The sequence below is a fragment of the Methylobacter tundripaludum genome (genome assembly GCF_002934365.1).
GTDB classification, from domain to species: Bacteria; Pseudomonadota; Gammaproteobacteria; order Methylococcales; family Methylomonadaceae; genus Methylobacter_A; species Methylobacter_A tundripaludum_A.
In genome coordinates this window covers 164364-189308 of record NZ_PTIY01000003.1, presented here as the reverse complement: position 1 = coordinate 189308, position 24945 = coordinate 164364, and the positions used below count along the sequence as shown (strand labels likewise).

The following is a 24945-nucleotide window of genomic DNA, read 5'->3' as shown; positions in this document are numbered from 1 at the left end:
GATATGGCTATTCCAAAAACAATGCAGAGAGGGGGATACACGCGTGAAAATAAATAATTTGACGAATGGTTTAGTTGCTACGCTGTTATTAGCCAGTCCTATCGTAGGAGCGGAAACGGAATATCCGGCAGCAGATTTCAAACCAAAAGTGATTTACCAAGATCCGGCATACAGCCAAACCAAGTCTACGCCTGCGCCTGCGGCGGCAGTTAAGGAAGAAACATCGGCTGAGTCCGATTCAAAATATCCGGCGGCGGACTTTGAACCCAAAGTCTTATATAAGGATGCTGGCTATAAGCCAAGTCAGCTTCCGGAAACATCGCCTATAACCGAACGCGCTACAGCAGCGGATTCAACAGCAGTAAGCGCGCCGTTAAAAGCCGAACAAGACTCCAAGATGAGTTACCTGTTGGGGTTGGTTGTTTTTGCAGTGGTTGGATATATCTTCCTAGGAAAACGCGAGAAAAAAGCTACAGTTAGCCATTCTCCAGTTTATTCTGGACATGTTAGCGGGCTTTCAGGGGTTGCTCGATACTTGAGAAAGCATAATATGATTGCCGCCACTGGCGTTGCAAGATATTTGGAAAGCCAAGTCGTGGTTGAAAAAGAAACAGCCGCTGCGGCTGTAAGTGGAGTTGAAAAGTATCTGGAGAAGCAGGCTACATCTGCAAAAGAAAAAGCAGAACAAGCGGGAACTGGAGTTGAAAAGTACATGCGCAACCGGGGGTGATAAGTGGATCAAAATTACTTGATCGATTTAGTGTCTGGGTTATTTGGGAACAAAAAGAAAAATGAGTCCCTGCCCAGTGCCCGCGTGTATATTAGTGATCCTAGTGGACTTACTGGGGTTGCTAGGTATTTGAAAAGCCAAGAAATTGTGCCGGTGTTAAGCGGAGTTGCTAGATATCTGAAAAACATGGAAGAGTTGTCACCAGCAAATGTAGTTGCTGGTGACTTAGATAGTCAGGAAATAGCACAGGGAGGTGTGTTGGAAGCAATAGCAAATGAAGTTGATCAGAATCTTGAAACACAGGAAGAAGTTGTATCCCCGAGCAGTGTTGCCAGATATTTGGCTAGACTGGAACAGTTTCCTGTAAGCACTGTGGCCAAGTACATGGCGAGACAGGCTATACTCGCAAAAAAAGCGCCGAAAATAAGCGGTGTTGCCAAGTATATGGCTAAACATACGGATGTTACCAACAAAACGCCCTTGACAAGCGGCGTTGCTAAGTATTTGGAAAATAAAGATAAAATGCCGGGTATGAGCGGTGTTTCTAAGTATTTAATTAAGCGATCTATATCTGCCAAAAGCACAGCCGCAACTGGTGTTGCTAAATACTTGGAAGACGAATCTATCGCGGCGAGAAAAGCTGCTGCTGCTGCAATAGTCGCCAGATACTTGGAAGAACAGCGCATAGTCGCTATAGAGCAAGAAAAAGAAAAAGAAAAACAGCGATTGTTAGCTATAGAAAAAGAGATGGAAAAAGCAAAGGAAAGGGAAGCTGCCGCTGCCGCAGCAACTGGTGTGGCTAGATATTTGGAAGAGCAAGCAATTTTGGCGAATAAAAAACCACCGGTAAGCGGTGTTTCAAAGTATGTGGCAAAACAAATTTTATCTAGAAAAGAAGTCCCTGTTTTAAGTAGCGTTGAAAAGTACATTGCAAACCAAGCAAGAAATGCAAAAGCGGTGCCGATTGTGAGTCGAGTTGCCAAGTATGTTGAAAGAGAAGCAATGGCGGCAAGAAAAATGCCTAAAGCAAGCGGGGTTGCAAAATATCTGGAAAGACAGTCTGTATTACCGATTGCAAGTGGTGTCTCTAAATATATGGTCAGACAAATAATTGCTGCAAGAGCAAATCAGGAAAAGGTGTAGTTGAGCGTTCTCGGTAAAGTGTTGGTGTCTTGGTCAAGCGTGACTCGGCAGGTTTGCAACTAAAATAGTCATTCAGGGTTGTGTTCAAGCGCTAGTTATAATTTATCTACCGGGTTCCGATAATGTTGTACGGATGGATTCGCTGGCGGCATCGATAATTAGCTCCAAAATGAGATGAATTCAATTTTGGAGCTCTGCGAAAATTACTCATTAAAAATAAAAGTTCACCTCAAATTGGGCATAGTATTGATGTTTCCATTTTGATGGTGAACTCTTGTCACTACGGTATAATCCCGCCCTGTAATTATATTGGATGACATGCGTCTATATTCTGAATGTATTGAATATGACGAGTGTATGTTCTGTTTTTTAATTTTAAAATAAAAGGAGCCCCTAATGGCCAAGACTTTACTCGAACAATTGAGAGAAATGACGGTGGTTGTAGCCGATACTGGTGATATTCAGGCTATTGAAACTTTCAAACCACGCGATGCGACAACTAATCCTTCGTTGATTACAGCGGCTGCTCAAATGCCGCAGTATCAAGGAATCGTCGACGACACATTGACAGGTGCAAGAGAGACTTTGGGTAAAGATGCATCTGCTGCGCAAGTAGCTACCCTCGCTTTTGAACGCCTAGCCGTTTCTTTTGGAAAGAAGATCCTTGAAGTCATTCCAGGGCGGGTTTCAACTGAGGTAGATGCTCGACTTTCATACGACACCGATGCCAGCGTCCGTGTTGGCCGTGAATTGATCGCTATGTACGAAGCCTTAGGAGTCTCGCGCGAACGCGTTCTAATCAAAATTGCTGCGACTTGGGAAGGTATACAGGCTGCTGCAGTTCTTGAAAAGGAAGGCATTCATACCAACCTGACTTTATTATTTGGCCTGCATCAAGCGATTGCTTGTGCGGAGAACGGAATTACCCTGATTTCACCCTTTGTTGGCCGTATCCTGGATTGGTACAAAAAAGATACCGGCCGGGATTCTTATGCGCCTGCTGAAGATCCAGGTGTCCTGTCAGTCACGGAAGTTTATAACTACTACAAAAAATTCGGCTATAAAACCGAAGTTATGGGAGCTAGCTTCCGTAATATTGGCGAGATTGTTGAGTTAGCGGGGTGTGATTTATTGACTATTGCCCCATCCCTATTGGCTGAACTTCAGTCTACCGAAGGCAATTTGGAGCGTAAGCTGGATCCTAAAGACGCGGCTAACGCTTCAATTGAAAAACTGACTATTGATAAGGCGACTTTCGATAGAATGCATGCTGAAAATCGTATGGCTTCTGAGAAACTTGCAGAAGGTATTGATGGATTTACCAAGGCGTTAGAGTCGTTAGAAGAATTTCTCGCAGCACGCTTGGCGAGTTTGGAAGGGTAAAACGCATTTTAAATGCGGAGATGATTGTCTGTATTTAAGTATCAGAGCAAGGCGGCATGCTAATCTTGTTACGACATGTTACATGCTGCTTTTTTCTAAAAGATTAAAAACTTGCCTATTCTATAGAGGTACAAACGCCGACAGTACCCCGTTATGCTGGAAATGGCTTTATATTTAACAAAATAAATGATGAATTGTTGGTAGACGTATAGGCCTAAGGTTTTATCAACGATGTTCATGCGTAGATGATTGATTATTCGATAGTCTTCCGGATTATCTGCAAACAAATTTCCCAAGTATCGGATAGGTACGATTCTCGAACATAATATTAAAACCGGTTTAGAACGTTTCCAGTTCTTTAGTGCGGTAACATCGTTCATTCTCGGCTGATATTCTTCAGCGTCAAGTAAAACAACTCCAGCGCTTCCTCATCGCTGGGAAACACTGCCTTTTCCGCTTCGGCTGCGTCATTAGACGATGGAGGAATTTCCATTCAGTTTGATTTTGGCTTCTTCAATCTTGTTAAGCTGCGGCTGTCTCCTGCTAAATATCGTTGAAACAAAATTTACACTTGCTTACTCCAAATTGGGCTACCTGAGCTCAATTAACCGCTGCTTGATATAGTTCGCAATGGATTCTTTCAAAGTGTTTTTACTGAGCGCTTGCTGATAGGCCTCGCGGGCAATTCTTGAATTGCCGAGTTTTTCTTGGGATAGAGCAAGGCCTAGCCAGTTTTCGGCTTTTTCCGGGTTGATCGTTATTAGTCTTTGATAAGTTTTAGCTGCGTTATTAAATGATTGCAGTTGCTGATAGGATGCCGCCAATAGGGATAAATAGGTTTCGTCATTAGAATCGCTTGTTAAATCAATGCGCTGAAGTGTTTTAAGTGCACTGCCTGGATTTTTTTGTTGAAGGAATAGCTGTGCGCGGGTGTTGATAAATTGCAGGTTGTCAGGAAATAAAATCAGACTTTGATCCAGGAAATCGGCTGTTTTATTAATTTGTCCCTGATTATGCAGTTTTTTAGCCAGTAATAATCGAGCCTTAAGGTGTCGCGGATCGAGCTTAAGGATTTCTTCCAGTTTGTTGATCGTTGAATAGTCATCAAAACTATTTTCTGCCTGGCGATAAAGTAAATCGGCCTGTTGTTTATCGGTTATTTGTTTGATCAGGGCCGGTTTAGGAGGAATGGGAGTATTTTTAATAGGTTGGGCAGGAATAGTTTCTGGCGCGGCTTGACTGGGTGCTGCTGGAGTCGGTTGAGCTGGCGGCGGAGGTTGCAGTGCTGGTGTGGGTTGGATTGTCGGAACCGGCTGAGTTGCCGCATTATTTTCCGGTAGTTTCGGTTCGATTTGGGGTACAGTGTCGGATACGGCGTTTGGTGTAGCCAGTACCTGTTCATAGGGAGCAATAGGTGTGGGATCTTTTTGATTGTTTTCCGCAATGATTACTGGGGGTGTTTTAGTCAGTGTATTGCTGTGTAGATAAGCCCAATAAGTGCCGCCTGTCGCAATAATAGCCAATAAAGTCCAGATCAAGAAAGGGCGTTTTGACGATGGAGCGTGTGTTACCTGAATATTATGTTGCAGAGTCGGGGGAGTATTATTAATTGTGTTGCGATTTTCAAGATCGCGTAACATTTGGTTGATCAGACTCATAATATAACTTTACTGGTCAACCACAGATAAAGGCTGGCAACAATTGCGAGTAACAGCAGTAGCAAGTAGCGTTTGCGGGCGTCCAAGAAACTAAGTTTGGTGTCAGCGTCCTCGGTATCCAGTGCGGCCAGATAAACCTGCTTTACGCCAATTGACGAGAGGCCTTTGCCATAAGCCGCGAGCATCGCTTTATTGGCTAATATATTAATCAGTCTGGGAATGCCGCGACTATAGCGATGCATGGCTTTAATGGCCAATCTGGAGAAGATGTTTAAACTGCCCATGCCGGCGATGCGTAGCCGGTGTTTAATGTAATCGGCAACATTTTGCTGCGTGAGCGGTTTAAGCATGTAACTAAAGGTAATGCGCTGCCTGAGTTGCCGGATAGCTTTGTCGCGCAGTTGCTCATCAAGTTCAGGCTGGCCAAATAACACAATTTGCAAAAGTTTTTGTTTTTCGGTTTCCAGATTGGTGATAAGTCGCAACGTTTCTAATGTTTCAATCGACATGGACTGGGCTTCATCGATAATCAATACCGGTTTTTTTCCGTTAGCGGCGCTATTGATTAGAAAATCGTTAATCAGATTCATCAGGCCGTTTTGTCCGGTATGACGGGGGTATTCAATACCCATTTCATTGGCAATTGCCATCAGCAGACCCACTGGCGGCAGGCGGGGGTTAGGAATATACGCCGTTTCGAAAGGTTCCGGTAATTCATTCAGCAATTTTCTGCACAGCATGGTTTTGCCGGTACCGACGTCACCGGTAATTTTGATAAATCCTTCCCCGTTGTGTAGAGCAATCAGTAATACGTTGAGTGCTTCTAAATGAGAGGGCAGGTCACAAAAAAACTGGGTGTCGGGTGTTAAACCGAATGGCTGAGCATTGAGACCAAAGTGTGTTTTATACATAAATAACTTCAAAAGTGTTTTTCATGATGATGTTGCTATTATCGCAACTACGCGCGTGCTTTTGTCGGCAATACAGATTTTGCGGTCGTAGCCGGACTTTTGCAAATTATTTCCAGCGGGGCTGGGAATCAAGTTTTTCGAAGCGTCGTTTACTGGAATTTATGTCATTTTGCCAGTCGGCATCGCTGCCGATAAATGTGGCTTTAAGCAATATAATCAATTCGGATTTTTTGGTTTCACCAGTGTTGATTCTAAATAGATTGCCGATATACGGAATTCCTGCCAACCCGGTAATACCTTGTTTGTTTTCAGTATCAGTCTCCTGCATCAGGCCGCCCAGAACAATTATTTGACCGTTTTTGGCCTTGACTATGCTGTCCGATTCCCTGACCGTGGTTAATGCCAGCGGTAAAGTTATGTCAAGACCGAAATCCTTGGTATCTTTTTTTACTTGGCTAATCGAAGGGTGGATATGCAGGGTAATATCATCATTGTCATCGATTTGGGGCGTAACAGCTAGCGATATGCCGGAAAAGAAAACATCGATAAGGATAGTCGGTCCGGTGGAGGCAGTGGTCGATGTGCCTGGCGTTCCACCGGTAAAACCGGTAGCGAAATATTCGTCCGCTCCAACTTTAATGATGGCTGTCTGGTTATTCAAAGTCGAAATCCTCGGGCTGGACAACACATTGGTTTTTCCTTGGCTTTCCATCAGTTCGACAAAGGCGCGAAAATCACCGGAGTTGGCCCCCAAGGTAAAAATAGAAGTAAATGTAGCTGGATTCATCGCACCAACGCCCGTTAACAGTGGCGCTTTGTTGATGCCTTCTTTGACGATGCTTTCCCAGTTGACGCCATCCTGGTGACTATCGTCAAGGTCGACTTCCAGTATTTTAGCCTCAAGGATGACCTGCCGGCTGATTTGGGACTGGGTATCAGATAGGAAGCTTTCTATTTCACGTAGCTGCATGGGTTTTGCGCGGACAATCACAATACCTGATTGCTGGTTAATATCGACTGTCGCTTGTGGATCGACGGCAATAATGTGGTTTAAAGTATCTTTCAGTTCTTGCCAGAAGTCTGTTTTTGTAATAGTGCGCACGGAACTGCTTGAAGAACCGGTGGCGGTTCCCTGCGGGTTGTTTCCCTGGGGATTGCTTCCTTGCTGGCCGCCACCGCTGCCGCCGCCACTCCCTCCCTGTGAGCCGCTTCCTTGCGAGCTGCCGCTTCCCTGTGGGTTGCCGCTTTGACCGCCTTGTCTGCCGGACGATACGCTGGTATTTGAGTTACCTATCCTGAGCAAATCCAGCCGGTCTATTTTAAAGGTTTTAGTCTGCAAGGTTGCAGGGTAGATGATGTAACCCATATCGTTTTTTTTGTAATCATAACCATAGAGTTTTTGCACGGCGTCAAGAACCTGGGGAATGGTTACGTTTTTTAGATCCAGCGAAATAGTGCCGGTTACCTCGGGATGGACCAGCATGTTTTCTTCGCTATCTACCACCAGCCCCATAAAAAATTCACGGGCATCAGCCTCATTAACCGAAATATTGAGACGTGCTTGCTGTGTCGTGCTTTGTGATGCGGACAGCGTTTGATTGAAATCAGGAACCAGGGCATCGGTAACGGCGGCCGGTGTTTGAGCATTGCTATGGGGTCGGGATGATGCATCGGAAAAGGTATCGGCAATATTCGATGACTTTTGGGGATGGAGGGTGGCGCAGGATACCAATAGCAATGTCAGTGTCATGGTAATGAAGGAATGGGGGGTATTCATTTTAGTGTGTATTGGGTATTTATTGTGTTTTGTATGGACGTTGCACCAATTGCAAGGTCCTACGTTCGCCGTTTTGCTCAATGATGACCGAATTTTTCTGAATGCTGATAACTTTAATAGTCATCGGACGTGTCAGAAGATGGGGGATTTTCGGCCGTTGATCGGTTTTCGTTTGTTCTGGGGCATTGGCGGTCGTGTTCATGGAACCTGATTCCAGAAGTTGGGTAATATTACTGCCCCCGGTTACTGCCGACATCAGGGGGGCTAATACGTTTCCCGGTGATAAGCGATTCGCTTCCGCGCTCGTAAATTCGGCTACTTTATTGAGCAGATCATTTGGGTTGACCCCGGCGCCGGCGGTAGTTGTCGGAACTGTCGGTTCAGGCGTTACCGGCGGAGCTTGTTTGATTTCGACGGTTTCGCCTTGTTTGACCGAGATGCCGTTAATCGTTGCCCGTTTGGATTTTGACGAAATTAAGATCGCCGATAAGACTAATTCCTTGTCGGTCGCCACAACATCGGCGGCCGTGGTCGGAACGGGATAGCCCGGCTGCGTCGGATCACGGAATTCCGCATGGCATGGCGTAGAAGCAAGCCAAATAAGCAATATTATTTTAAACACCCAGCCAGCTCTCCTTAAAACTGAGCGTGTACGCTTTAATTGTAGTCTCCGCGGTTGGATGTTCTACCACCCGGTAGTCGATGCTTTCCCAGATAAAGTGCCAAGGTAGTGACTCCAGTGCTGCTAAGTAATTGAGCGTGTCTAAATAACTGCCGAAAAAAGTGATTGCCAGCCCGTGTTTGTATATTGGAAGTCGTTGCGGCTGCTTGGATTCCAGCAAGGTGGTTACCGGCAACGTGTCCAGCTTTATCAAGGTTAGCTGATTATTCTTGGTGAGAATATCGCTTAATGCGGAGGCCATTAAATGCGGAGGGACAAAGCTTTTGCTGCCCTGTAGCATAAGTTCCTGCAAACGGTTGTATTCGGCCTTGAGTTCGGCCAGTTTGTTCCGGTTATTAAGGTTAGGGTCGATATGGGAGCCGCTTTCAAGTTTGATTATTGTCAGTTGCTGTTCGGTTATCTGTTGTTTTAGGCTGGTTAGTTCTTTGTCAAGTGTCTGTTGCTTTTTTTGGCTCGGTTGATAGAAAAAATTGTCCCATCCGACCCATATGCCGATTAATATAGCGGCGATAACAATGATTTTTTCCCGTTGGGTCAGGGCTTCAAATTTTTCTTGAAGATTATTGAGCATGGTCTTTTTTATTCGGGGCTTCCCAAGACGTGCTTAGCTTAAAATCCATTTGGCCTTCTACGGACTCTGATTTTTGCATACTCAGTTTGGCGAAAGTGTGTCCGTTAAATATAGGTTCTTTTTGCAGCTGTTGTAGAAAAAAAGGGATTTTTTCGGGGTTAAAGGTGCTGCCTTCAATGTTGATAATCTGCTTTTGCCCATCAAGATACAGCGAACTCAACCATACCTCAGGAATCGACTGATTGGCCAGCCCCTGAAAATAGCTTGAAAATCCGGGGGATTGATCCGCGTGCTTGTCTGTCAACAGTTGCATGGTTTGCGTGATTTCGTCGAGCATGGTTTGCCATTGCGCGACTTCCGCGCTAAGTTGTGTGTCGACTTCCTGCTTGGGGATATGGGCGGAGAGGAGATTGACCCGTGCTAGTTCCGCTTCCAGGTTTTGGTGGGATTGTCGTACTTGAGTCTCCATGTTTTTTAAATTCCAGATTGTATGTGCGCTGAAACCTATAAACAGCAAGGCTATACCCGACAGGCCAAGCCAATACGGGTTAATACCGGATTTGTTCTGTTCTTGTCTAAGGATGTCCTGATATAAATTGACTTGCTGTATCATGCTGCTTCTAATGAATAACGTAATGTTGCCCCGATAACTGGAGCGCAAAGCGATTGAGTTTGTGCATCGACTAAAATGTCGCAATCGATCATGGTGGACAGGTCTAACATGCGGGCTTCAATGCCAAGGTTGCGGCTCAGGCTGTCGAGCAAGTTATGCGTGTTTTCTGCCAAAGGAATGACCGCTAAAACTGAAATAGGCGGAATTCCGTAGTAACTTTCTACATAATCCAGCGACCGCTGGATTTCCAGAGCCAGATTGTTATGCACATTTGCGCTCGGGCTATCACTGGAAAATTGATCATCTAATTGCAGTTTTTTATAACCGATTTCAAATTTACGGGAGACATAAATAGTCGTTTCTTTTTGTATCAGCAGGGTTCCGGAAAATTCCAGCAGGTATAAAAGGGCAATGCCTCGTTGATTTTCCGGCAGCTGTACGGCTAAGTTACGCAGGGTTGTTTCCTGAATATCAATGACCTTGAGTTGCAGGCCGGCGTCGGCACATTTTTTGACCTGTTCCCTGATGATGTCAATAGGCCCGGCAATGACTTCCAGTATTTTACTGCTGTTAGCGCGAATGGGCGTGGGAGTCTGGTAGTAATCGATGACGGCTTTATCAACGGGAAAATCAATAAGTTCATTTATTTTCCAGCGTATGGCCTCGATGATTTCGCTTTCGTCGACTGTGGGGGCTTCAACGTTGACACGGCGGTAGTTATCACTGGTCAATACCAGATGGCAATCATATTCGGCAAGATTATATTGGCGCGCAAGTTCACCGAGCATGTGTTGTTGATCTATCGGTTTTCCAGTATCAATGCATTCGCAGTGTATAAGCGTTAGTTCATTGTTTTCTGTGAACTTCGATATAGCAACTGCAATGCTGTTCTGCAAAAAACTGACGCCAACAATGCCTTTGCAAACAGTTTTTTTTCTAAAGAGCTGTTTTAACAGTTGCACGATAGTGGATCCAAATCGATTTATGGGCAAAATGTTATTAACCTCACAGTTTACAGAAAATTAGCGGATATTTCTTATTTTATTTTTAAGTCGGCAGTCTTATTGTCAGTAAAAGACTACATATTCTCGGTCAAAGACAGTGTTAATTCCTGGGCCGATTTATGGTCTATCTTAAAACCGCGCATTTCTAAAACACCTTTGGTGTTTAGTGAAATAATCAGGTAAAGCGCTTCAGGGTAAGATGCCTGCTCTAAATCGGTAAGCGAGGGCGTAGCCGGTGCAGTCGGATGGGAATGATAGATCGCAAATAACTCTTCTCCCTGGTCACGCATTTTAGCCATAGCGGAAATTTGCTGGGCGGGATCAAGCTGGAATCGCTGTTGAGGATGTTCGGCGGTATTTTTGATCGGATAACAGCCGCTCGGCAGGCCGTTCTTGCTGCCGATAAGTCCGCATACTTCAAAATCCGGCGAGATTTGCGCAAGATGCAGCAGTTGATTGGTTATTTTGCGGGGAATTTGGATGTGTTCTTGGGGCATAATCTTAGGTCTCGGTTTGGTAAATCTGTGTGAGGCGGTGTTGTATTAACTCGATGGCTACGGAATGACCCTGCATTAATTCCATTGTCCATGGGTTACCCGCGGTTGCCCTGATAAATCTTTGTAGGTTTGTACATTATCATAATGCAAATCTTTAAACAGAGTCTGAGCTTGTTGTTGCTGATTGTAGCCATGTTCAATCAGCAAGTGGCCGCCGGGTTTCAGATAGTTGCGGGCAGCCCCGGCTATGGTTCTGATATCGGCAAGTCCTTGTTCCGGTGCGGATAACGCGGATTGCGGTTCGAACCGGACATCGCCTTGTTGCAGATGGACGTCATCTTCCGCGATATAAGGCGGATTGCTGATAATCAAGTCAAATTGGGTGTCGGGTACGTCGGCAAACCAGTTGCTATGGTAAAACTGGATGTTGTTGATACGGTGCTTCTCGGCATTGACTTGGGCGATGCGTAATGCGGCTAAACTAAAATCGGTGGCGCTGATGTGCGCATGCGGTCGTTCGGCGGCCAAGGTAATGGCAATAATGCCTGAACCGGTACCCAGATCGATGACCTTGACGGGTTCATCTGCCGGGATCAATTTTAAGCTGAGCTCGATCAGCAGTTCTGTGTCGGGTCTCGGAATCAATACGTCAGGGCTGACCTGGAAATCCCGCGACCAGAATTCCCGGTTGCCGGTGATATAGGCGATGGGTGTTCCTTGTCGGCGTTGTGCAAGCAACGCCTTAAAAGCCTTTATTTGCTCGGGTTGTAGTTGTTTGTCCGGCCATGCGCGAAGATGGGAGCGCGACTGATTAAGCGCTTGGCATAGCAAAATTTCTGCATCCAACAAGGCTGAGCCGGAGATTAAGGCTAACGAGTCGGCAGCGTCGCGGAGTACGGATTTAATGCTGTGCATTTAACTTAGTCTTCGCCCAATTGGGTCAACAATTCGGCCTGGTGTTCGCTGATCAGCGGCATAATGACCTGCTCCAGTCCGCCCTGCATGATGTCGTCCAGTTTATACAAGGTCAGGTTGATGCGGTGATCGGTTAAGCGTCCTTGCGGATAGTTGTAGGTGCGGATGCGCTCGGAACGGTCGCCGCTGCCGACTTGCAGTTTGCGGGTGGCCGATTGTTCCGCTTGGTGTTTTTCCTGTTCGGCGGATAACAGGCGTGATGCCAATAAGGACATGGCTCGGGCGCGGTTTTTGTGTTGCGAGCGCTCGTCCTGGCATTCGACGACAACGCCGGTCGGGATGTGGGTAATGCGTATCGCCGATTCCGTTTTGTTGATGTGTTGACCGCCCGCTCCCGATGAACGGAAGGTATCGACTTTAAGGTCGGCGGGGTTGATGTCGATCGCATCGACTTCTTCGACTTCCGGCATGATAGCGACGGTGCAGGCCGAGGTGTGGATACGGCCTTGCGACTCGGTTTCGGGCACGCGTTGCACACGGTGCGCGCCGGATTCGAACTTTAACTGGGAATAAACGTCCTTGCCGGTAACGCGGAGGATGACTTCTTTGTAACCGCCGTGGTCGCCGGGGCTTTCGCTGATCATTTCAGTTTGCCAGCCTTTGCGTTCGGCATAGCGCTGATACATGCGGGCAAGATCGCCGGAGAAAATAGCCGCTTCGTCGCCGCCTGTTCCGGCGCGGATTTCGATAAAGATGTTGCGATTATCGTTGGGGTCTTTGGGCAGTAACAACACTTGCAATTCATGCTCGATTGCGTCCAGCTGGATTTGGGCGTCACTGACTTCTTCTTTGGCCATTTCCCTTAATTCCGGGTCGCTGTCGTTGGCCATTTCTTTGGCTGAAGCCAGGTTTTCCAGGGTTTGTTGGTAACGCTTGTAGCAATCGACCAGCGGGTTGATCTGAGCGTATTCCTGGCTTAAAGAGCGGAATTTGTTTTGATTACCTTGCACCTCGGGTTCGGAAAGTAAGGCGGCAATTTCGTCATAGCGTTCGCACAGGTTTTCGAGTTTGTGTTGTATGGATTGTTTCATTGAGAGTTGGATAATTTAAAAATTTCGCGGGCGGCGGCAATCAAGTCGTGGCGTTCGTTTTCGGCGGCGGCCCTGATTTGGGTGCTGGGCGTATGGATGAGTTTGTTGGTCAGGCTGTGGGCTAGACGGTTAAGGGCTTGTTCGGCTGGAATGCCGCTTTTTAGCAGGCTTAAGGCTTTCTGCAGGGCTTCATCCCGGGTTTGTTCGGCCTGATGGCGATAATCCTGAATGGTCGATTGAGCGCCCTGAGCGCGCAGCCAGGCTAAGAAATAATCCACTTGCGTGTCGATTATTTCCTCGGCCTGTTCTGCGGCCAGGCGGCGGGAATTCATGTTTTGATCGATGGTGTTTTGCAGGTCGTCGATGGTGTAAAGATACACATCCCGGAGCTGCTCGACTTCCGCTTCAATATCGCGAGGCACCGCAAGGTCTACCATGAACATCGGTTTGTGTTTGCGTTTTTTGAGCGCGCTTTCGACACGGCCTTTGCCGAGTATCGGTAGTTGGCTGGCGGTAGACGAGATAACGATGTCGGCTTCGGCCAGATGCGCGGGCAATTCGGATAAGGCGATCGCATAGCCGTTAAACTGCATGGCCAGTGAGTGAGCTTTATCATAGGTGCGGTTGGCGATAATGATGCGGCCTATCCCTTGTTGCGACAAATGCCGGGCAGCCAGTTCTATGGTTTCGCCGGCGCCTATTAGAAGGGCGGTTTGTTCGCTGAGTTTGTCGAAGATTTGTTGCGCCAGTTGCACGGCGGCAAAGGCTACCGATACCGGGCTGGAGCCGATCGCGGTGTCGGTGCGTACTTTTTTGGCGGCAGTAAAGGTATGCTGAAACAGTTTGCCTAGGCGTTTGCCTAAAGTCCCCGCTTCATAGGCGGCCTGATAAGCCGTTTTCATTTGCCCTAGAATTTGCGGCTCGCCCAGGATCATCGAGTCCAGGCCGCAAGCTACACGGAACATGTGACGGATCAGCTCGCTATCGGTATGACAGTACAGATAAGGCGTAAAATCGGCGGCGCTTATTTGTTTGCTTTGCGCTACCCAGTCAATCAGGATTTGTTTGTTGGCCGTTGTTGAAGTGCAGTAAAACTCGGTGCGGTTGCAGGTCGACAGTATCGCGGCTTCGCTGATTTCTTTAATGCGCCACAACTCCTGCAACGAGGTTTCCAGGATTTCGGCAGGGAACGACAAGCGCTCGCGGATCGAAACCGGCGCGGTGTTGTAATTAATTCCAACTGCAAGAAGTGTCATGTATTTAAGTTCAGGGTGGAAGGTTCAAGGATCAATGTGTAAGGCCGGTTTTTTAAATTGCGAACCTTTTACCTTGAGCCTTAACGTCTGTATTATGTGAGTGTATTCTAAGAAATATAATGGCTTTATCCAAATCGAATAAATCAGCTGACTGACTCAACTGGTTTTTCTGCTAATCTATAGCAAAATATATGTAGGAAATAAATAGGACGATTGTGTGTTAATTTTTAGATTGATTTCAGTGGCAATCCTTGTTTTTCTTAATGGTTGCGCCAGTTCGCCCGAAAAACCGGGTGCGCAGGAGGAGGTAGTTGAGCCTGTAAAAATAGCAGAGCCCAAGGAAAAAGTGCGACAAAGCGAAGCGAAGACGGCGATAGATCCTGATGTGATGTATATGCTGATGGCGGCGGAGCTTGCGGGGCAAAGAGGGCAATATGCAATTGCTCTGGAAGGTTATATGGAAGCGGCCAAGCGTGTTAACGATCCCCGGTTTGCAGAAAGGGCTGCAAAGATCGCTATGTATATGAAAGATGGCGGTAAGACGGATGAGGCTGTTTCTTTATGGTTGAAGCAAGATCCCAATAATCTGATGGCAAGAAAAATTGCCGCATTGTCGGCATTGCGAACCGGTAATAAATCGGCGGCAGTTGATCATTTGAACGCGATGTTGAGAGTTGATCCTGCCGGATTTGAAAAAACGGCAATGGAATTAGCCAATGTTCTGCAAAGAGATGGTAAGTCGGATTTTTTTTATGATGCATTGGATGCGGTGGCAGTGAAAAATCCTAAGCAGGCAGCGGTCTATTTTGTGCAGGCATTGCTGGCAATGGAAATGAAAAATAATGCTATGGCTGAAAATAAAGTTCAGCAGGCTTTGGATATTCAACCGGACTGGGATAAGGCATTAATATTTCAGGCCCAGATAGCGGTATTTTCGGGAGATTTGAACAAAGCAAAAATTTTGTTAAGAAATGCGTCGGTTAAATATCCTGAAAATGACAAGCTTAAAAAGCTGCTGGCGCAGGTGTTAATAAAGTCGGCGGAATATGAGGCGGCGGGTGAGGTTTATCAAAGCATTGTTCTGGCTAATCCAAAAGACGGAGAGAGTCAGATTTCGCTGGCATTGGTGCATTTGCAGTTGGAACGCGACGGGAAGGCGGAGGACATCTTTAACCGACTGCTCGATCAACCCGAATGGCAAAATCAGGCCAGCTTTTATTTGGGGAAAATAGAGGAAAAACGTGGGCATGTGCAACAGGCCTTGGCGTGGTTTGATAAGGTGGCGGACGGGCCGTTTGTTTTTGAGTCGGCAATTTCAGCGGTTTCATTGCTGGTAAAAGACAAGAAATTTGATGAGGCCGATTCGCGGTTGGATCTGTTATCGGCTCGGTTTCCAAAACAAAGGCCGCGGATTGTTTTGATGCAGGCTGGGTTATATGGTCAACAAGGTCAATATGAGAAGGGCTTTAGGCTGTTGACTGATGCGTTGGCGGGTCAACCGGAACAGAGGGATTTGTTATATGCGCGAGCACTGATGGCGGAACGACTTAAGAAGTTGGATGTGCTGGAAGTTGATCTGAAAAAGATATTAGCCAAGTATCCTGATGACGCTGAGGCGTTGAACGCATTGGGCTATAGTCTGCTGGGTAACGCCAATCGTTATGCCGAGGCGGAAAAATATCTGCAACAGGCGCTCAAATTACAGCCGAACGAAGCGGTGATCATGGATAGTTTTGGCTGGCTACAATTTAAACAGGGAAAACTTGAACAAGCCTTAGGTTATCTTGAGAGGGCTTATGCAAAGCAACAAGAGAGTGAAATAGCCGCTCATCTTGCCGAGGTGTTGTGGAGCTTGGGTAGAAAGGAGGAAGCCAGAAAGATATTTAATGCGGCGATTAAAAAAGCGCCGGAAGACGAATATTTATTGGATTTTCAAAAGAGAATATTGAGCGGCGAAAAATAGCGTGTTACGTTTTAAAATAGGGTTGTTGATTGGAAGTGGGTTGATGTTTTTGCTGTCAGCTTGTTCGTCTGTTTCCGTTAAGCCGGATGGAAATTATTCGAGAGCTGCAATGCTTCGTCTTTACGAGGTAGGTCATTGGTCGTTTGAAGGCCGATTGGCATTAACCGGACAAAATGACTCCTGGTCAGCTAATATAAGTTGGGAACACAGTCCTGAGACAGAGAAAATAAAGTTGTCCGGTCCGATGGGGCAGGGTGCGGTTGTTATTTCGTTAACAGGAAATGTCGTGACCATAGACAGGGGTGGGGATGATGTTCGGTCATCGGCGCAACCGGAAGAGTTTATTAATCAACAATTGGGTATGTTTGTTCCTGTGCGGTCACTCCGGTATTGGGTGGTGGGTTTGCCGGAGCCGTCTCTCGCCTATAACGATACTGATGCCGGCTTTAATCAGGCAGGATGGTTGAATGAATACAAGCAAATGCAGATTGTTGGCGATGGGGCTATGCCGCATAAAATCACGGTTATGAATAATAAGGTCAAATTAAAGTTAATTATCGATCACTGGGTTTTAAATGATACAAAAACAAATTAATCGGTCTGCGTGGGCCGAAAGGTGGCCGGCGCCAGCAAAATTGAATTTAATGCTAAGGATTACAGGGCAAAGAAGTGATGGGTATCATTTACTGCAAACGGTATTTCAATTTATAGATTTATGTGACTGGATAACATTTCACCCTGTTGATGATGGGAGGGTTAGTTTGCTGAAACCTATGCCGGGGGTGCCTGAAGAGGATGATCTGACGATTAGGGCTGCAAAGCTGCTAAAGATGGAGGCAGGCTGTGAGCATGGGGTATGCATTGAGGTCGAAAAGAATCTGCCGATGGGAGGGGGGCTGGGTGGTGGCAGCTCTGATGCGGCAACGACACTGGTTGTGCTGAATCAGCTATGGAATTTGCGGCTGCCGATGGAAAAATTGATGGAATTAGGGCTGAGTTTGGGTGCGGATGTGCCGGTTTTTATCTATGGATATTCAGCCTGGGCGGAAGGCGTTGGTGAAAAACTGGAGAAAATAAATATCCCAGAGCAATGGATTGTAGTGATAAAGCCGGACTGTCATGTAGATACAAAAGAAATATTTTTAGCTAAAAATTTGACACGGGACAGCAAATCAATCACAATAGCCGACTTTATAGCTGGCCAGAACCAAAACGACTGTCTTGGGGTGGTTAGTGAGCGTTACCAGTTTGTTAAAGATGCTTTGGTTGATTTGTCGGAATTCTCTGAGGCTAGGCTGACTGGAACAGGGGCATGTGTGTTTGCGCAGTTCGATTCGGAAGAGGTTGCAGCCAGTGCGTATCGGTCACTTCAAGGAAAGTGGCGGGTTTATCTGGTCAGGGGTGTAAATGAATCGCCTTTGTTTTCAAAGCTAAGAAACGGTAGCTATATATCTTAATATTGGGTCGTCGCCAAGCGGTAAGGCACGGGGTTTTGATCTCCGCATACCAAGGTTCGAATCCTTGCGACCCAGCCATTTATCTCCGCTAAGTTGAATTCTATTCGGGAGTGCTTGATGAGTGACACCTCTATGATGGTGTTTTCTGGAAATGCTAACTTGGCTTTGTCAGAGGGTATAGTAAAGAAGCTCAATATGCGCCTTGGAATGGCGACCGTCGGCAGATTTAGCGATGGGGAGATTGCTGTAGAAATTGAAGAAAATGTCCGTGGTAAGGATGTTTTCGTCATTCAGCCGACTTGCTCGCCAACAAATGAGAATCTAATGGAGTTGCTGGTGATGATTGATGCTCTTCATCGGGCTTCGGCATCGCGAATAACTGCGGTAATGCCATATTATGGTTATGCAAGACAGGACAGGAGGTCGCGATCGGCGCGCGTGCCAATAAGTGCAAAGCTGGTTGCAAAAATGATTGAGCAGGCGGGTGCGGATCGGATTTTAACTGTTGACTTGCACGCTGACCAAATTCAAGGCTTTTTTGATATACCTGTTGATAATGTTTATTCGTCGCCAATTCTTCTTGGTGATGTGTGGCGGCAAAAGTATAAGGACTTGATTGTTGTTTCGCCGGATGTTGGTGGGGTTGTCAGGGCTAGGGCTCTCGCAAAACGCTTGGATGATGCTGATCTTGCAATTATAGATAAGCGGCGACCAAAAGCTAACGTTGCGGAGATTATGCATATAATTGGTGATGTTGATGGGCGCAGCTGTGTATTAATTGATGATTTGGTTGATACGGCGGGAACATTGTGTCATGCGGCGGAAGCATTAAAGAAGCATGGTGCTATCAAGGTTGTCGCATATTGTACGCATGCGGTGCTATCGGGCTCTGCTTTAAAAAATATCAGTAATTCGGCGCTTGATGAGCTAGTTGTTACGGATACTATTCCATTGAGCCATGAGGCTGCTGAGTTAGGTAGGATAAGGCAGTTAAGTGTTGCGGAAATGCTGGCCGAAACCATAAGGCGAATAGCGGTTGGTGAGTCAGTTAGTTCGCTCTATGTAGATTGACGACTGTAGATTGTAAAATTAAATTTGTTGTGCTTGATAGCACGGGGTTGAGAGGATAATGTCTAACGTATTTGAGTTTGTTGCCGAAAGTCGTGGGCAATCAGGTAAAAACGCCGCCAGAAGAGTGCGTCGTACAGGTAGCGTTCCTGCGGTAATATACGGTGGGCATGCTGAGCCTCAAATGCTTGTATTAAGTCATAATGAGGTTATTAAGCATCTTGCGCATGAAGCTGTTTATTCTCATGTTTTAGATATTAAAGTTGATGGGAAAACAGAGAAGGCAATTCTGAAGGGTGTTCAGCGTCATCCTGCTAAGTTTCAAATTTTGCACATGGATTTTCTTCGGGTAAATATGTCAGAACTTGTAAAGGTGCATGTTCCGTTGCATTTTATCAATGAGCAGGCGTCTGTTGGTGGGAAGAAGGGGGGTATTGTAACTCACGGAATGATTGATGTTGAGGTTTCATGTTTACCGACTGATTTGCCTGATTATATTGAAGTGGATTTAAGTGGTCTGGATGTTGGTGAGTCCGTTCATCTTTCCGATATTAAATTGCCGGCTAGAGTAGAAATTGTAGCTTTGGCACAGGGTTCAGAGCATGATCATCCTGTTGCGTCAATGATGGCTTCAAAAGCAAGTAAAGATGATGCGGCGGCCTAATATACCGTAAGATAGTATATGATTAAGCTTATAGTTGGCCTGGGAAATCCGGGGCGGCAGTACGAAGAGACCCGGCATAATGCCGGGTTTTTGTTTTTAGATGAGCTGGTATCTGGCTCGAGTAGTACGTGGGCTGGGGAGTCTAGATTTGAGGGGTTGCTGGCGGAGATTTCGGTTGCGGGCGGCAGGGTGATGCTGCTAAAGCCAAGTACCTTTATGAATCGATGTGGGCAGGCTGTCGGTAAGGTTGCTAGATACTATAAGTTGGCTCCTGAAGAGATTCTTGTTGTGCATGATGAGCTTGATTTTGATGCGGGTGTGGTGAGGCTAAAAAAAGATGGTGGTCATGCCGGGCATAATGGATTAAGGGATATTATTGTGCATCTAGGGTCAAAAGAGTTTTATCGGTTAAGGATTGGTGTTGGTCGGCCGTCGTCTGGAAAATCTGTTGCGGATTTTGTGTTGTCAGTCCCGTCTAAAGTTGAGCGGGAGTTGATGTTTTCAGCTTTTGATCTTGCTCGAGGGTGTGTGGGGCAGATAGTTGCTGGTGATGTATCGGTGGTGATGAATAAATTGAATTCAGGATGAATGATTGATTGACAATATCTTTTTTGTAAAAGATAATAGACTGGTTATCTGATAACGGAGGGGTTCCCGAGCGGCCAAAGGGATCAGACTGTAAATCTGCCGGCTCTGCCTTCGGAGGTTCGAATCCTCCCCCCTCCACCATCTAATTAAGAAAATCCGCGGGTGTAGTTCAATGGTAGAACTCCAGCCTTCCAAGCTGATCACGTGGGTTCGATTCCCATCACCCGCTCCATATTCAAAGTTAAGCTCATATAGCTCAGTAGGTAGAGCACTTCCTTGGTAAGGAAGAGGTCACCGGTTCAAATCCGGTTATGAGCTCCATGTGTTGATTTTAGAGGTGTATTTTAATGGCCAAAGAAAAATTCTCACGTAGCAAGCCACACGTAAACGTCGGCACAATCGGTCACGTCGATCATGGTAAAACTACTTTAACTGCTGCTTTAACAAAAGTAATGGCGGAGCTTCAAGGTGGAGAAGTTAAAGCCTTTGATCAGATTGATAATGCCCCTGAAGAGCGCGCTCGCGGTATTACCATCTCTACATCACACGTTGAGTATGAGTCGGCGACGCGTCATTATGCGCATGTTGACTGCCCGGGTCATGCTGATTACGTAAAAAACATGATTACCGGTGCTGCGCAAATGGACGGTGCTATTTTGGTCTGTTCAGCTGCGGATGGCCCGATGCCCCAAACTAGAGAGCACATTCTGTTGTCAAGGCAGGTTGGCGTGCCGTATGTCGTAGTGTTCTTGAATAAAGCGGATATGGTTGATGATCCGGAGCTGATCGAATTGGTTGAAATGGAAATTCGAGAGCTGCTGGATATGTATGAATTTCCAGGTGATGACACACCTATTATTATCGGTTCGGCGTTGAAAGCATTGGAGGGCGATACTAGCGAAATCGGTGTTCCTTCTGTGATCAGATTGGTTGATGCGCTGGATAGCTATATTCCTCTGCCGGAAAGAGCGGTAGATGGCGCATTCTTGATGCCAATCGAAGACGTATTTTCAATATCCGGTCGCGGCACGGTAGTGACTGGACGTATTGAGCGTGGCGTTATTAAGGTTGGACAGGAAATTGAAATTGTCGGTATTAGAGAGACAGTATCAACAACCTGTACTGGCGTAGAAATGTTCCGTAAATTGCTGGATCAGGGGCAAGCGGGCGACAATGTCGGCATCCTGTTAAGAGGAACCAAAAGAGATGACGTTGAGCGTGGTCAGGTATTGGCGCATAAAGGCACCATTAAACCGCATTCATATTTCAACTCAGAAATTTATATTTTGTCTAAAGATGAAGGTGGTCGTCATACCCCATTCTTTAATGGTTACCGTCCTCAGTTCTACTTTAGAACGACCGACGTAACAGGCGCTGTTGAGCTGCCGGAAGGCGTTGAAATGGTAATGCCTGGCGATAACATTTCAGTAAAAGTAAAGCTGATTTCACCGATCGCTATGGATGATGGTTTGCGTTTTGCAATCCGTGAAGGCGGTCGTACAGTAGGTGCCGGTGTAGTTGCATCAATACTTGAATAATAGTATTATTAGATATATAATGTTGGTTTGTATAAGGCTTGTCTGAATAGGTCAGTAGTTCAATTGGTAGAATAGCGGTCTCCAAAACCGCGGGTTGGGGGTTCGAGACCCTCCTGGCCTGCCATTCAGATTAAAGCATCTCAATTCTATTTTCATAGCAAAAAACACATGAGCACTCAGGTAGAAGCATCAACATCAGTCTTTGATGTTGTCAAGCAAGTATTTTCCGTAGTCTTTTTGGTCGCTGGTGTGGCTGCGTTTTATTATTTCTCCGATATTTCGCTTTTGTATCGGGTTCTTGGTTTAGTGGTCATGTCGCTGGTCGTTGTGGGGGTAATGCTTACTACGGGGCTTGGGCAAAATGTTTGGGGTTTTGTTTTAGAGTCTAAGCAAGAAGTTAGAAAAGTTGTTTGGCCAACTCGGGAAGAGACTTTTCGTACTACGCTGCTGGTTTTTGCAATGGTCTTTGTTGTGGGCTTGATTTTGTGGTTGTTGGATATGTTTCTTTTTTGGGGTGTGCGTATTTTGACTGGTCAGGGAGGGTAAGAGGATGGCCCTGCGTTGGTATGTTGTACACGCCTACTCGAATTTTGAGAATAAAGTTAAGCAAGCGTTAGAAGAAAGAATTAAACGAGAAGGTCTGGAAGAGCATTTCGGGAAAATCCTTGTTCCCACTGAAGAAGTGGTTGAGATGCGAATGGGTCAGCAAAGAAAAAGTGAGAGAAAGTTCTTTCCTGGGTATGTTCTGGTTCAGATGGATTTGACCGATGAAACTTGGCATTTAGTAAAAGATGTGCCTAAGGTGTTGGGTTTTATTGGTGGGACTTCTGATCGGCCTGCGCCAATATCCGAAAAAGAAGCGATGGCCATCCTAAATAGAGTGGAGGATGGGGTCAATAAGCCTAGGCCTAAAACCATGTTTGAGGCTGGAGAGGTTATTAGGGTTATTGACGGTCCGTTTAAGGATTTTAACGGAGTCGTTGAGGAAGTTAACTACGAAAAAAGCAAAATAAAGATATCAGTGCTTATTTTCGGTAGGTCAACATCAGTTGAGCTTGGCTTTGGGCAAGTTGAAAAAAGCTAATTAATTTTGGTGTTTAGTGTTTGAAAAGAATCACTGTCTGAATAAGGCAGTGATTTTTTGTGTCTAGGGGAGCTGAAAAGCGTTTGTACCCATTTTTGGAGTAAATAATGGCTAAAAAAATAACAGCGTATATAAAGTTGCAAGTTAAAGCGGGAGAAGCAAACCCAAGTCCACCTGTAGGTCCGGCATTGGGTCAGCGAGGTGTTAATATCATGGAGTTTTGCAAGGCTTTTAATGCTAAAACACAAGACACAGAAAAAGGTTTGCCTTTGCCCGTGGTGATCACGGTTTATAGTGACCGCAGCTTTACTTTTATTACAAAAACCCCGCCAGCTTCAATTCTTTTGAAAAAAGCCACGGGTATTAAAAGCGGAAGCAGTAATCCCAATACCAAGAAAGTAGGTACGGTAACTCGTGCTCAATTAGAAGAAATCGCCAAAACAAAGATGGAAGATTTGAACGCGGCCAATTTAGAAGCAGCAGTAAAGACAATTGCAGGCAGTGCGTACAGCATGGGTCTGAATGTGGAGGGATTATAATGGCTAAGTTGTCCAAAAAGGCGAAACTTATCAAAGCAAAAGTTGATAAAACAAAGCAATATTCAATCACTGAAGCGGTTCAGTTGTTGAAAGAGCTTGGCACCGCAAAGTTTAATGAAGCTATTGATGTTAGCGTTAATCTAGGTGTTGATCCTCGTAAGTCTGATCAAAATGTCCGAGGCGCAACAGTGTTGCCAAATGGTACCGGAAAAACAGTCAGGGTAGCGGTTTTTACACAAGGACCTAATGCTGATGCAGCAAGAGAAGCCGGGGCCGACATCGTGGGCATGGATGATTTGGGAGAGCTGGTAAAAAAAGGCGAAATGAATTTTGACGTCGTCATCGCTTCTCCAGATGCAATGAGAGTGGTTGGTCAGTTGGGTCAGATTTTAGGGCCTCGTGGTTTAATGCCTAATCCTAAGGTTGGAACCGTGACCGCAGATGTCGCTACTGCCGTAAAAAACGCTAAATCAGGTCAAGTGCGTTACCGAACCGACAAGTCAGGGATTATTCACTGTACGCTTGGTAAAGTTACATTTGATGCGGATGCTATTCAGGGTAACTTGGAAGCGTTGCTTGCGGATTTAAGAAAAATAAAGCCGACCGCTGCTAAAGGTATATACATTAAGAAAGTGACCCTGTCTTCGACTATGGGTCCTGGTTTATGGCTTGACCAAAGCACTATTTCTTAATTGTTGTAAAAGACTTTGGGTTGCCGACCCGTTCGGTAACCGTCAAAGACCGCAGGTGTTGTAAAACTTAATATTTCCTGCGTAGACGGGAGCTGGAACCTAAAAGCTGGGGAAAGGGACCGTAAGGGGTGTTCAAATGAATGCTTTTTATTAATTCTGGGGATAAATTCCGGAGGTAAGCTGTGGCACTAAATTTAGATGGCAAAAAAGCTGTCGTAGAAGAAGTCGCTGTATTCGCTGCTAAGGCTCATTCTGCAATTGCGGCAGAATATCGTGGGTTGACAGTTACGGAATTGACCGAGCTGCGCAAAACTGCGAGAGAGACAGGCGTTTATTTGCGTGTAATAAAAAACACACTGGCAAAACGAGCAGTCGCCGGTACTGAATTTGAATGTATGCAAAGTGGACTGGTAGGTCCGTTGTTAATCGCCTTTTCTATGGAAGATCCAGGGTCTGCGGCTAGGTTAGTCAGCGATTTTGCTAAAACTCACGACAAGCTAATTACCAAGATAGTTGCTATTGGCGGACAGGCATTTGGTGCTTCGGAGCTTGCTCGATTAGCCAGTCTGCCTACTCGCGATCAAGGTATTGGTATGTTGATGTCGGTAATGAAGGCGCCTACAGAGAAATTTGTACGTACTTTGGCAGCAATTAGAGACCAAAAAGAAGCGGCATAGCAGCATGAGACGTTGCATCGCAACGTTTCTACCACTCAACCAGTTTAAAACTTATTATTTTAGAGGAATACACAATGGCAATTTCGCAAGAAGATATCTTGGAAGCGGTCTCAAAGATGAGCGTTATGGAAATCGTTGACTTGATTTCAGCGATGGAAGAGAAATTCGGCGTATCTGCAGCTGTGGCTGTGGCTGCGGCTCCTGTAGCGGCGGCGGCGGCTGTTGAAGAGCAAACTGAATTTGATGTTGTTCTGACCGGTTTTGGCGAGAACAAAGTTGCAGTTATTAAGGCGGTACGCGGTATAACTGGCTTAGGTTTAAAAGAAGCTAAAGACGCGGTTGAGGGTGTGCCAACAACATTGAAAGAAGGGGCCCCTAAAGCCGAAGCCGAAGAAGCTAAAAAGCAGCTTGAAGAGGCTGGTGCTACTGTCGAAATCAAATAAA

Annotated in this window: 27 protein-coding genes and 5 tRNA genes; 21 read left to right on the top strand and 11 right to left on the bottom strand. The window is 46.0% G+C overall.

The genetic code is table 11. The annotated features are described in order from the left end of the window. Nucleotides 1-43: 43 nt before the first annotated feature. The 3 genes from B0F88_RS05110 (at nucleotide 44) to B0F88_RS05100 (ending at nucleotide 3256) form a co-directional block, all read left to right on the top strand. Entirely contained in the window at nucleotides 44-730 is a 687-nt protein-coding gene (locus tag B0F88_RS05110; protein WP_104422860.1) for a hypothetical protein, read from the top strand. A 3-nt stretch (nucleotides 731-733) separates the two neighbouring features. Continuing rightward, nucleotides 734-1873, top strand: a complete 1140-nt coding sequence (locus B0F88_RS05105) for a hypothetical protein (RefSeq protein WP_104422859.1) — start codon at nucleotides 734-736, stop codon at nucleotides 1871-1873. 396 nt (nucleotides 1874-2269) lie between these two features. Then, nucleotides 2270-3256, top strand: coding sequence for a transaldolase (locus tag B0F88_RS05100; RefSeq protein WP_104422858.1), 987 nt, complete (start codon nucleotides 2270-2272; stop codon nucleotides 3254-3256). A 590-nt stretch (nucleotides 3257-3846) separates the two neighbouring features. Here B0F88_RS05100 and B0F88_RS05090 read toward each other — a convergent pair. From B0F88_RS05090 to hemA, 11 genes are all read right to left on the bottom strand, one after another. Further along, nucleotides 3847-4914 carry a tetratricopeptide repeat protein gene (locus B0F88_RS05090; protein ID WP_104422856.1) on the bottom strand — a complete coding sequence of 356 codons (1068 nt, stop codon included), beginning with the start codon at nucleotides 4912-4914 and terminating at the stop codon, nucleotides 3847-3849. Continuing rightward, entirely contained in the window at nucleotides 4911-5825 is a 915-nt protein-coding gene (locus B0F88_RS05085; protein ID WP_104422855.1) for an ExeA family protein, read from the bottom strand. Before B0F88_RS05085 ends, B0F88_RS05090 begins: the two co-directional genes overlap by 4 nt. Before the next feature lie 106 nt (nucleotides 5826-5931). Further along, entirely contained in the window at nucleotides 5932-7602 is a 1671-nt protein-coding gene (locus B0F88_RS05080; RefSeq protein ID WP_104422854.1) for a secretin N-terminal domain-containing protein, read from the bottom strand. A gap of 19 nt (nucleotides 7603-7621) precedes the next feature. Continuing rightward, on the bottom strand, nucleotides 7622-8224 hold the full coding sequence (locus B0F88_RS05075; protein WP_104422853.1) for a hypothetical protein: 603 nt from the start codon (nucleotides 8222-8224) through the stop codon (nucleotides 7622-7624). Continuing rightward, nucleotides 8217-8855: a hypothetical protein gene (locus B0F88_RS05070; RefSeq protein WP_104422852.1), complete on the bottom strand. Its 639-nt coding sequence runs from the start codon at nucleotides 8853-8855 to the stop codon at nucleotides 8217-8219. Before B0F88_RS05070 ends, B0F88_RS05075 begins: the two co-directional genes overlap by 8 nt. After that, entirely contained in the window at nucleotides 8845-9468 is a 624-nt protein-coding gene (locus B0F88_RS05065) for a PilN domain-containing protein (RefSeq protein ID WP_104422851.1), read from the bottom strand. Before B0F88_RS05065 ends, B0F88_RS05070 begins: the two co-directional genes overlap by 11 nt. Continuing rightward, the gene (locus B0F88_RS05060; RefSeq protein ID WP_146083316.1) at nucleotides 9465-10364 is read right to left on the bottom strand and encodes a hypothetical protein; all 900 of its coding nucleotides are present in this window, start codon (nucleotides 10362-10364) and stop codon (nucleotides 9465-9467) included. The genes B0F88_RS05065 and B0F88_RS05060 overlap by 4 nt, the downstream gene beginning before the upstream one ends. 182 nt (nucleotides 10365-10546) lie before the next feature. After that, the gene (locus B0F88_RS05055) at nucleotides 10547-10969 is read right to left on the bottom strand and encodes a Mov34/MPN/PAD-1 family protein (protein ID WP_104422849.1); all 423 of its coding nucleotides are present in this window, start codon (nucleotides 10967-10969) and stop codon (nucleotides 10547-10549) included. Nucleotides 10970-11044: 75 nt separating this feature from the next. Beyond that, a complete protein-coding gene (prmC, locus tag B0F88_RS05050; RefSeq protein ID WP_104422848.1) occupies nucleotides 11045-11884 on the bottom strand; it encodes a peptide chain release factor N(5)-glutamine methyltransferase in 840 nt (279 codons plus the stop codon). Between the two features lie 5 nt (nucleotides 11885-11889). Beyond that, nucleotides 11890-12975, bottom strand: a complete 1086-nt coding sequence (prfA, locus tag B0F88_RS05045) for a peptide chain release factor 1 (protein ID WP_104422847.1) — start codon at nucleotides 12973-12975, stop codon at nucleotides 11890-11892. Next, on the bottom strand, nucleotides 12972-14231 hold the full coding sequence (hemA, locus tag B0F88_RS05040) for a glutamyl-tRNA reductase (protein ID WP_104422846.1): 1260 nt from the start codon (nucleotides 14229-14231) through the stop codon (nucleotides 12972-12974). Before hemA ends, prfA begins: the two co-directional genes overlap by 4 nt. Before the next feature lie 241 nt (nucleotides 14232-14472). On the opposite strand from hemA, the gene B0F88_RS05035 reads away from it, so the two are divergent. From B0F88_RS05035 to rplL, 18 genes are all read left to right on the top strand, one after another. Continuing rightward, a complete protein-coding gene (locus B0F88_RS05035; RefSeq protein WP_308471994.1) occupies nucleotides 14473-16194 on the top strand; it encodes a tetratricopeptide repeat protein in 1722 nt (573 codons plus the stop codon). A gap of 1 nt (nucleotide 16195) precedes the next feature. Then, nucleotides 16196-16789: a lipoprotein insertase outer membrane protein LolB gene (gene lolB / locus B0F88_RS05030; protein ID WP_258076560.1), complete on the top strand. Its 594-nt coding sequence runs from the start codon at nucleotides 16196-16198 to the stop codon at nucleotides 16787-16789. Next, complete coding sequence (gene ispE, locus B0F88_RS05025; RefSeq protein WP_104422844.1) at nucleotides 16770-17651, top strand: 4-(cytidine 5'-diphospho)-2-C-methyl-D-erythritol kinase; 882 nt, start codon at nucleotides 16770-16772, stop codon at nucleotides 17649-17651. The genes lolB and ispE overlap by 20 nt, the downstream gene beginning before the upstream one ends. Before the next feature lie 3 nt (nucleotides 17652-17654). Further along, nucleotides 17655-17729: transfer RNA gene (locus tag B0F88_RS05020), tRNA-Gln, on the top strand. Nucleotides 17730-17768: 39 nt separating this feature from the next. Further along, nucleotides 17769-18722, top strand: a complete 954-nt coding sequence (locus B0F88_RS05015) for a ribose-phosphate diphosphokinase (protein WP_104422843.1) — start codon at nucleotides 17769-17771, stop codon at nucleotides 18720-18722. A 58-nt stretch (nucleotides 18723-18780) separates the two neighbouring features. After that, nucleotides 18781-19383, top strand: a complete 603-nt coding sequence (locus B0F88_RS05010) for a 50S ribosomal protein L25/general stress protein Ctc (RefSeq protein WP_104422842.1) — start codon at nucleotides 18781-18783, stop codon at nucleotides 19381-19383. An 18-nt stretch (nucleotides 19384-19401) separates the two neighbouring features. Next, on the top strand, nucleotides 19402-19971 hold the full coding sequence (pth, locus tag B0F88_RS05005; protein WP_104422841.1) for an aminoacyl-tRNA hydrolase: 570 nt from the start codon (nucleotides 19402-19404) through the stop codon (nucleotides 19969-19971). Between the two features lie 56 nt (nucleotides 19972-20027). Beyond that, nucleotides 20028-20112 (top strand) — tRNA-Tyr (locus B0F88_RS05000). Nucleotides 20113-20129: 17 nt separating this feature from the next. After that, nucleotides 20130-20203 (top strand) — tRNA-Gly (locus B0F88_RS04995). Between the two features lie 13 nt (nucleotides 20204-20216). Next, nucleotides 20217-20292 (top strand) — tRNA-Thr (locus B0F88_RS04990). A 26-nt stretch (nucleotides 20293-20318) separates the two neighbouring features. Then, the gene (gene tuf, locus B0F88_RS04985) at nucleotides 20319-21509 is read left to right on the top strand and encodes an elongation factor Tu (protein WP_104422840.1); all 1191 of its coding nucleotides are present in this window, start codon (nucleotides 20319-20321) and stop codon (nucleotides 21507-21509) included. A gap of 48 nt (nucleotides 21510-21557) precedes the next feature. Next, nucleotides 21558-21633, top strand: a tRNA-Trp gene (locus B0F88_RS04980). Between the two features lie 44 nt (nucleotides 21634-21677). Further along, entirely contained in the window at nucleotides 21678-22055 is a 378-nt protein-coding gene (secE, locus tag B0F88_RS04975; RefSeq protein ID WP_104422839.1) for a preprotein translocase subunit SecE, read from the top strand. 4 nt (nucleotides 22056-22059) lie between these two features. Beyond that, the gene (gene nusG, locus B0F88_RS04970; RefSeq protein WP_104422838.1) at nucleotides 22060-22593 is read left to right on the top strand and encodes a transcription termination/antitermination protein NusG; all 534 of its coding nucleotides are present in this window, start codon (nucleotides 22060-22062) and stop codon (nucleotides 22591-22593) included. A gap of 107 nt (nucleotides 22594-22700) precedes the next feature. Next, nucleotides 22701-23132 carry a 50S ribosomal protein L11 gene (gene rplK / locus B0F88_RS04965; RefSeq protein WP_006890501.1) on the top strand — a complete coding sequence of 144 codons (432 nt, stop codon included), beginning with the start codon at nucleotides 22701-22703 and terminating at the stop codon, nucleotides 23130-23132. Beyond that, complete coding sequence (rplA, locus tag B0F88_RS04960) at nucleotides 23132-23824, top strand: 50S ribosomal protein L1 (protein ID WP_104422837.1); 693 nt, start codon at nucleotides 23132-23134, stop codon at nucleotides 23822-23824. Before rplK ends, rplA begins: the two co-directional genes overlap by 1 nt. 182 nt (nucleotides 23825-24006) lie before the next feature. Then, a complete protein-coding gene (rplJ, locus tag B0F88_RS04955; protein WP_104422836.1) occupies nucleotides 24007-24501 on the top strand; it encodes a 50S ribosomal protein L10 in 495 nt (164 codons plus the stop codon). Nucleotides 24502-24575: 74 nt separating this feature from the next. Then, nucleotides 24576-24944, top strand: coding sequence for a 50S ribosomal protein L7/L12 (gene rplL, locus B0F88_RS04950; RefSeq protein ID WP_104422835.1), 369 nt, complete (start codon nucleotides 24576-24578; stop codon nucleotides 24942-24944). Nucleotide 24945: the final 1 nt, after the last annotated feature.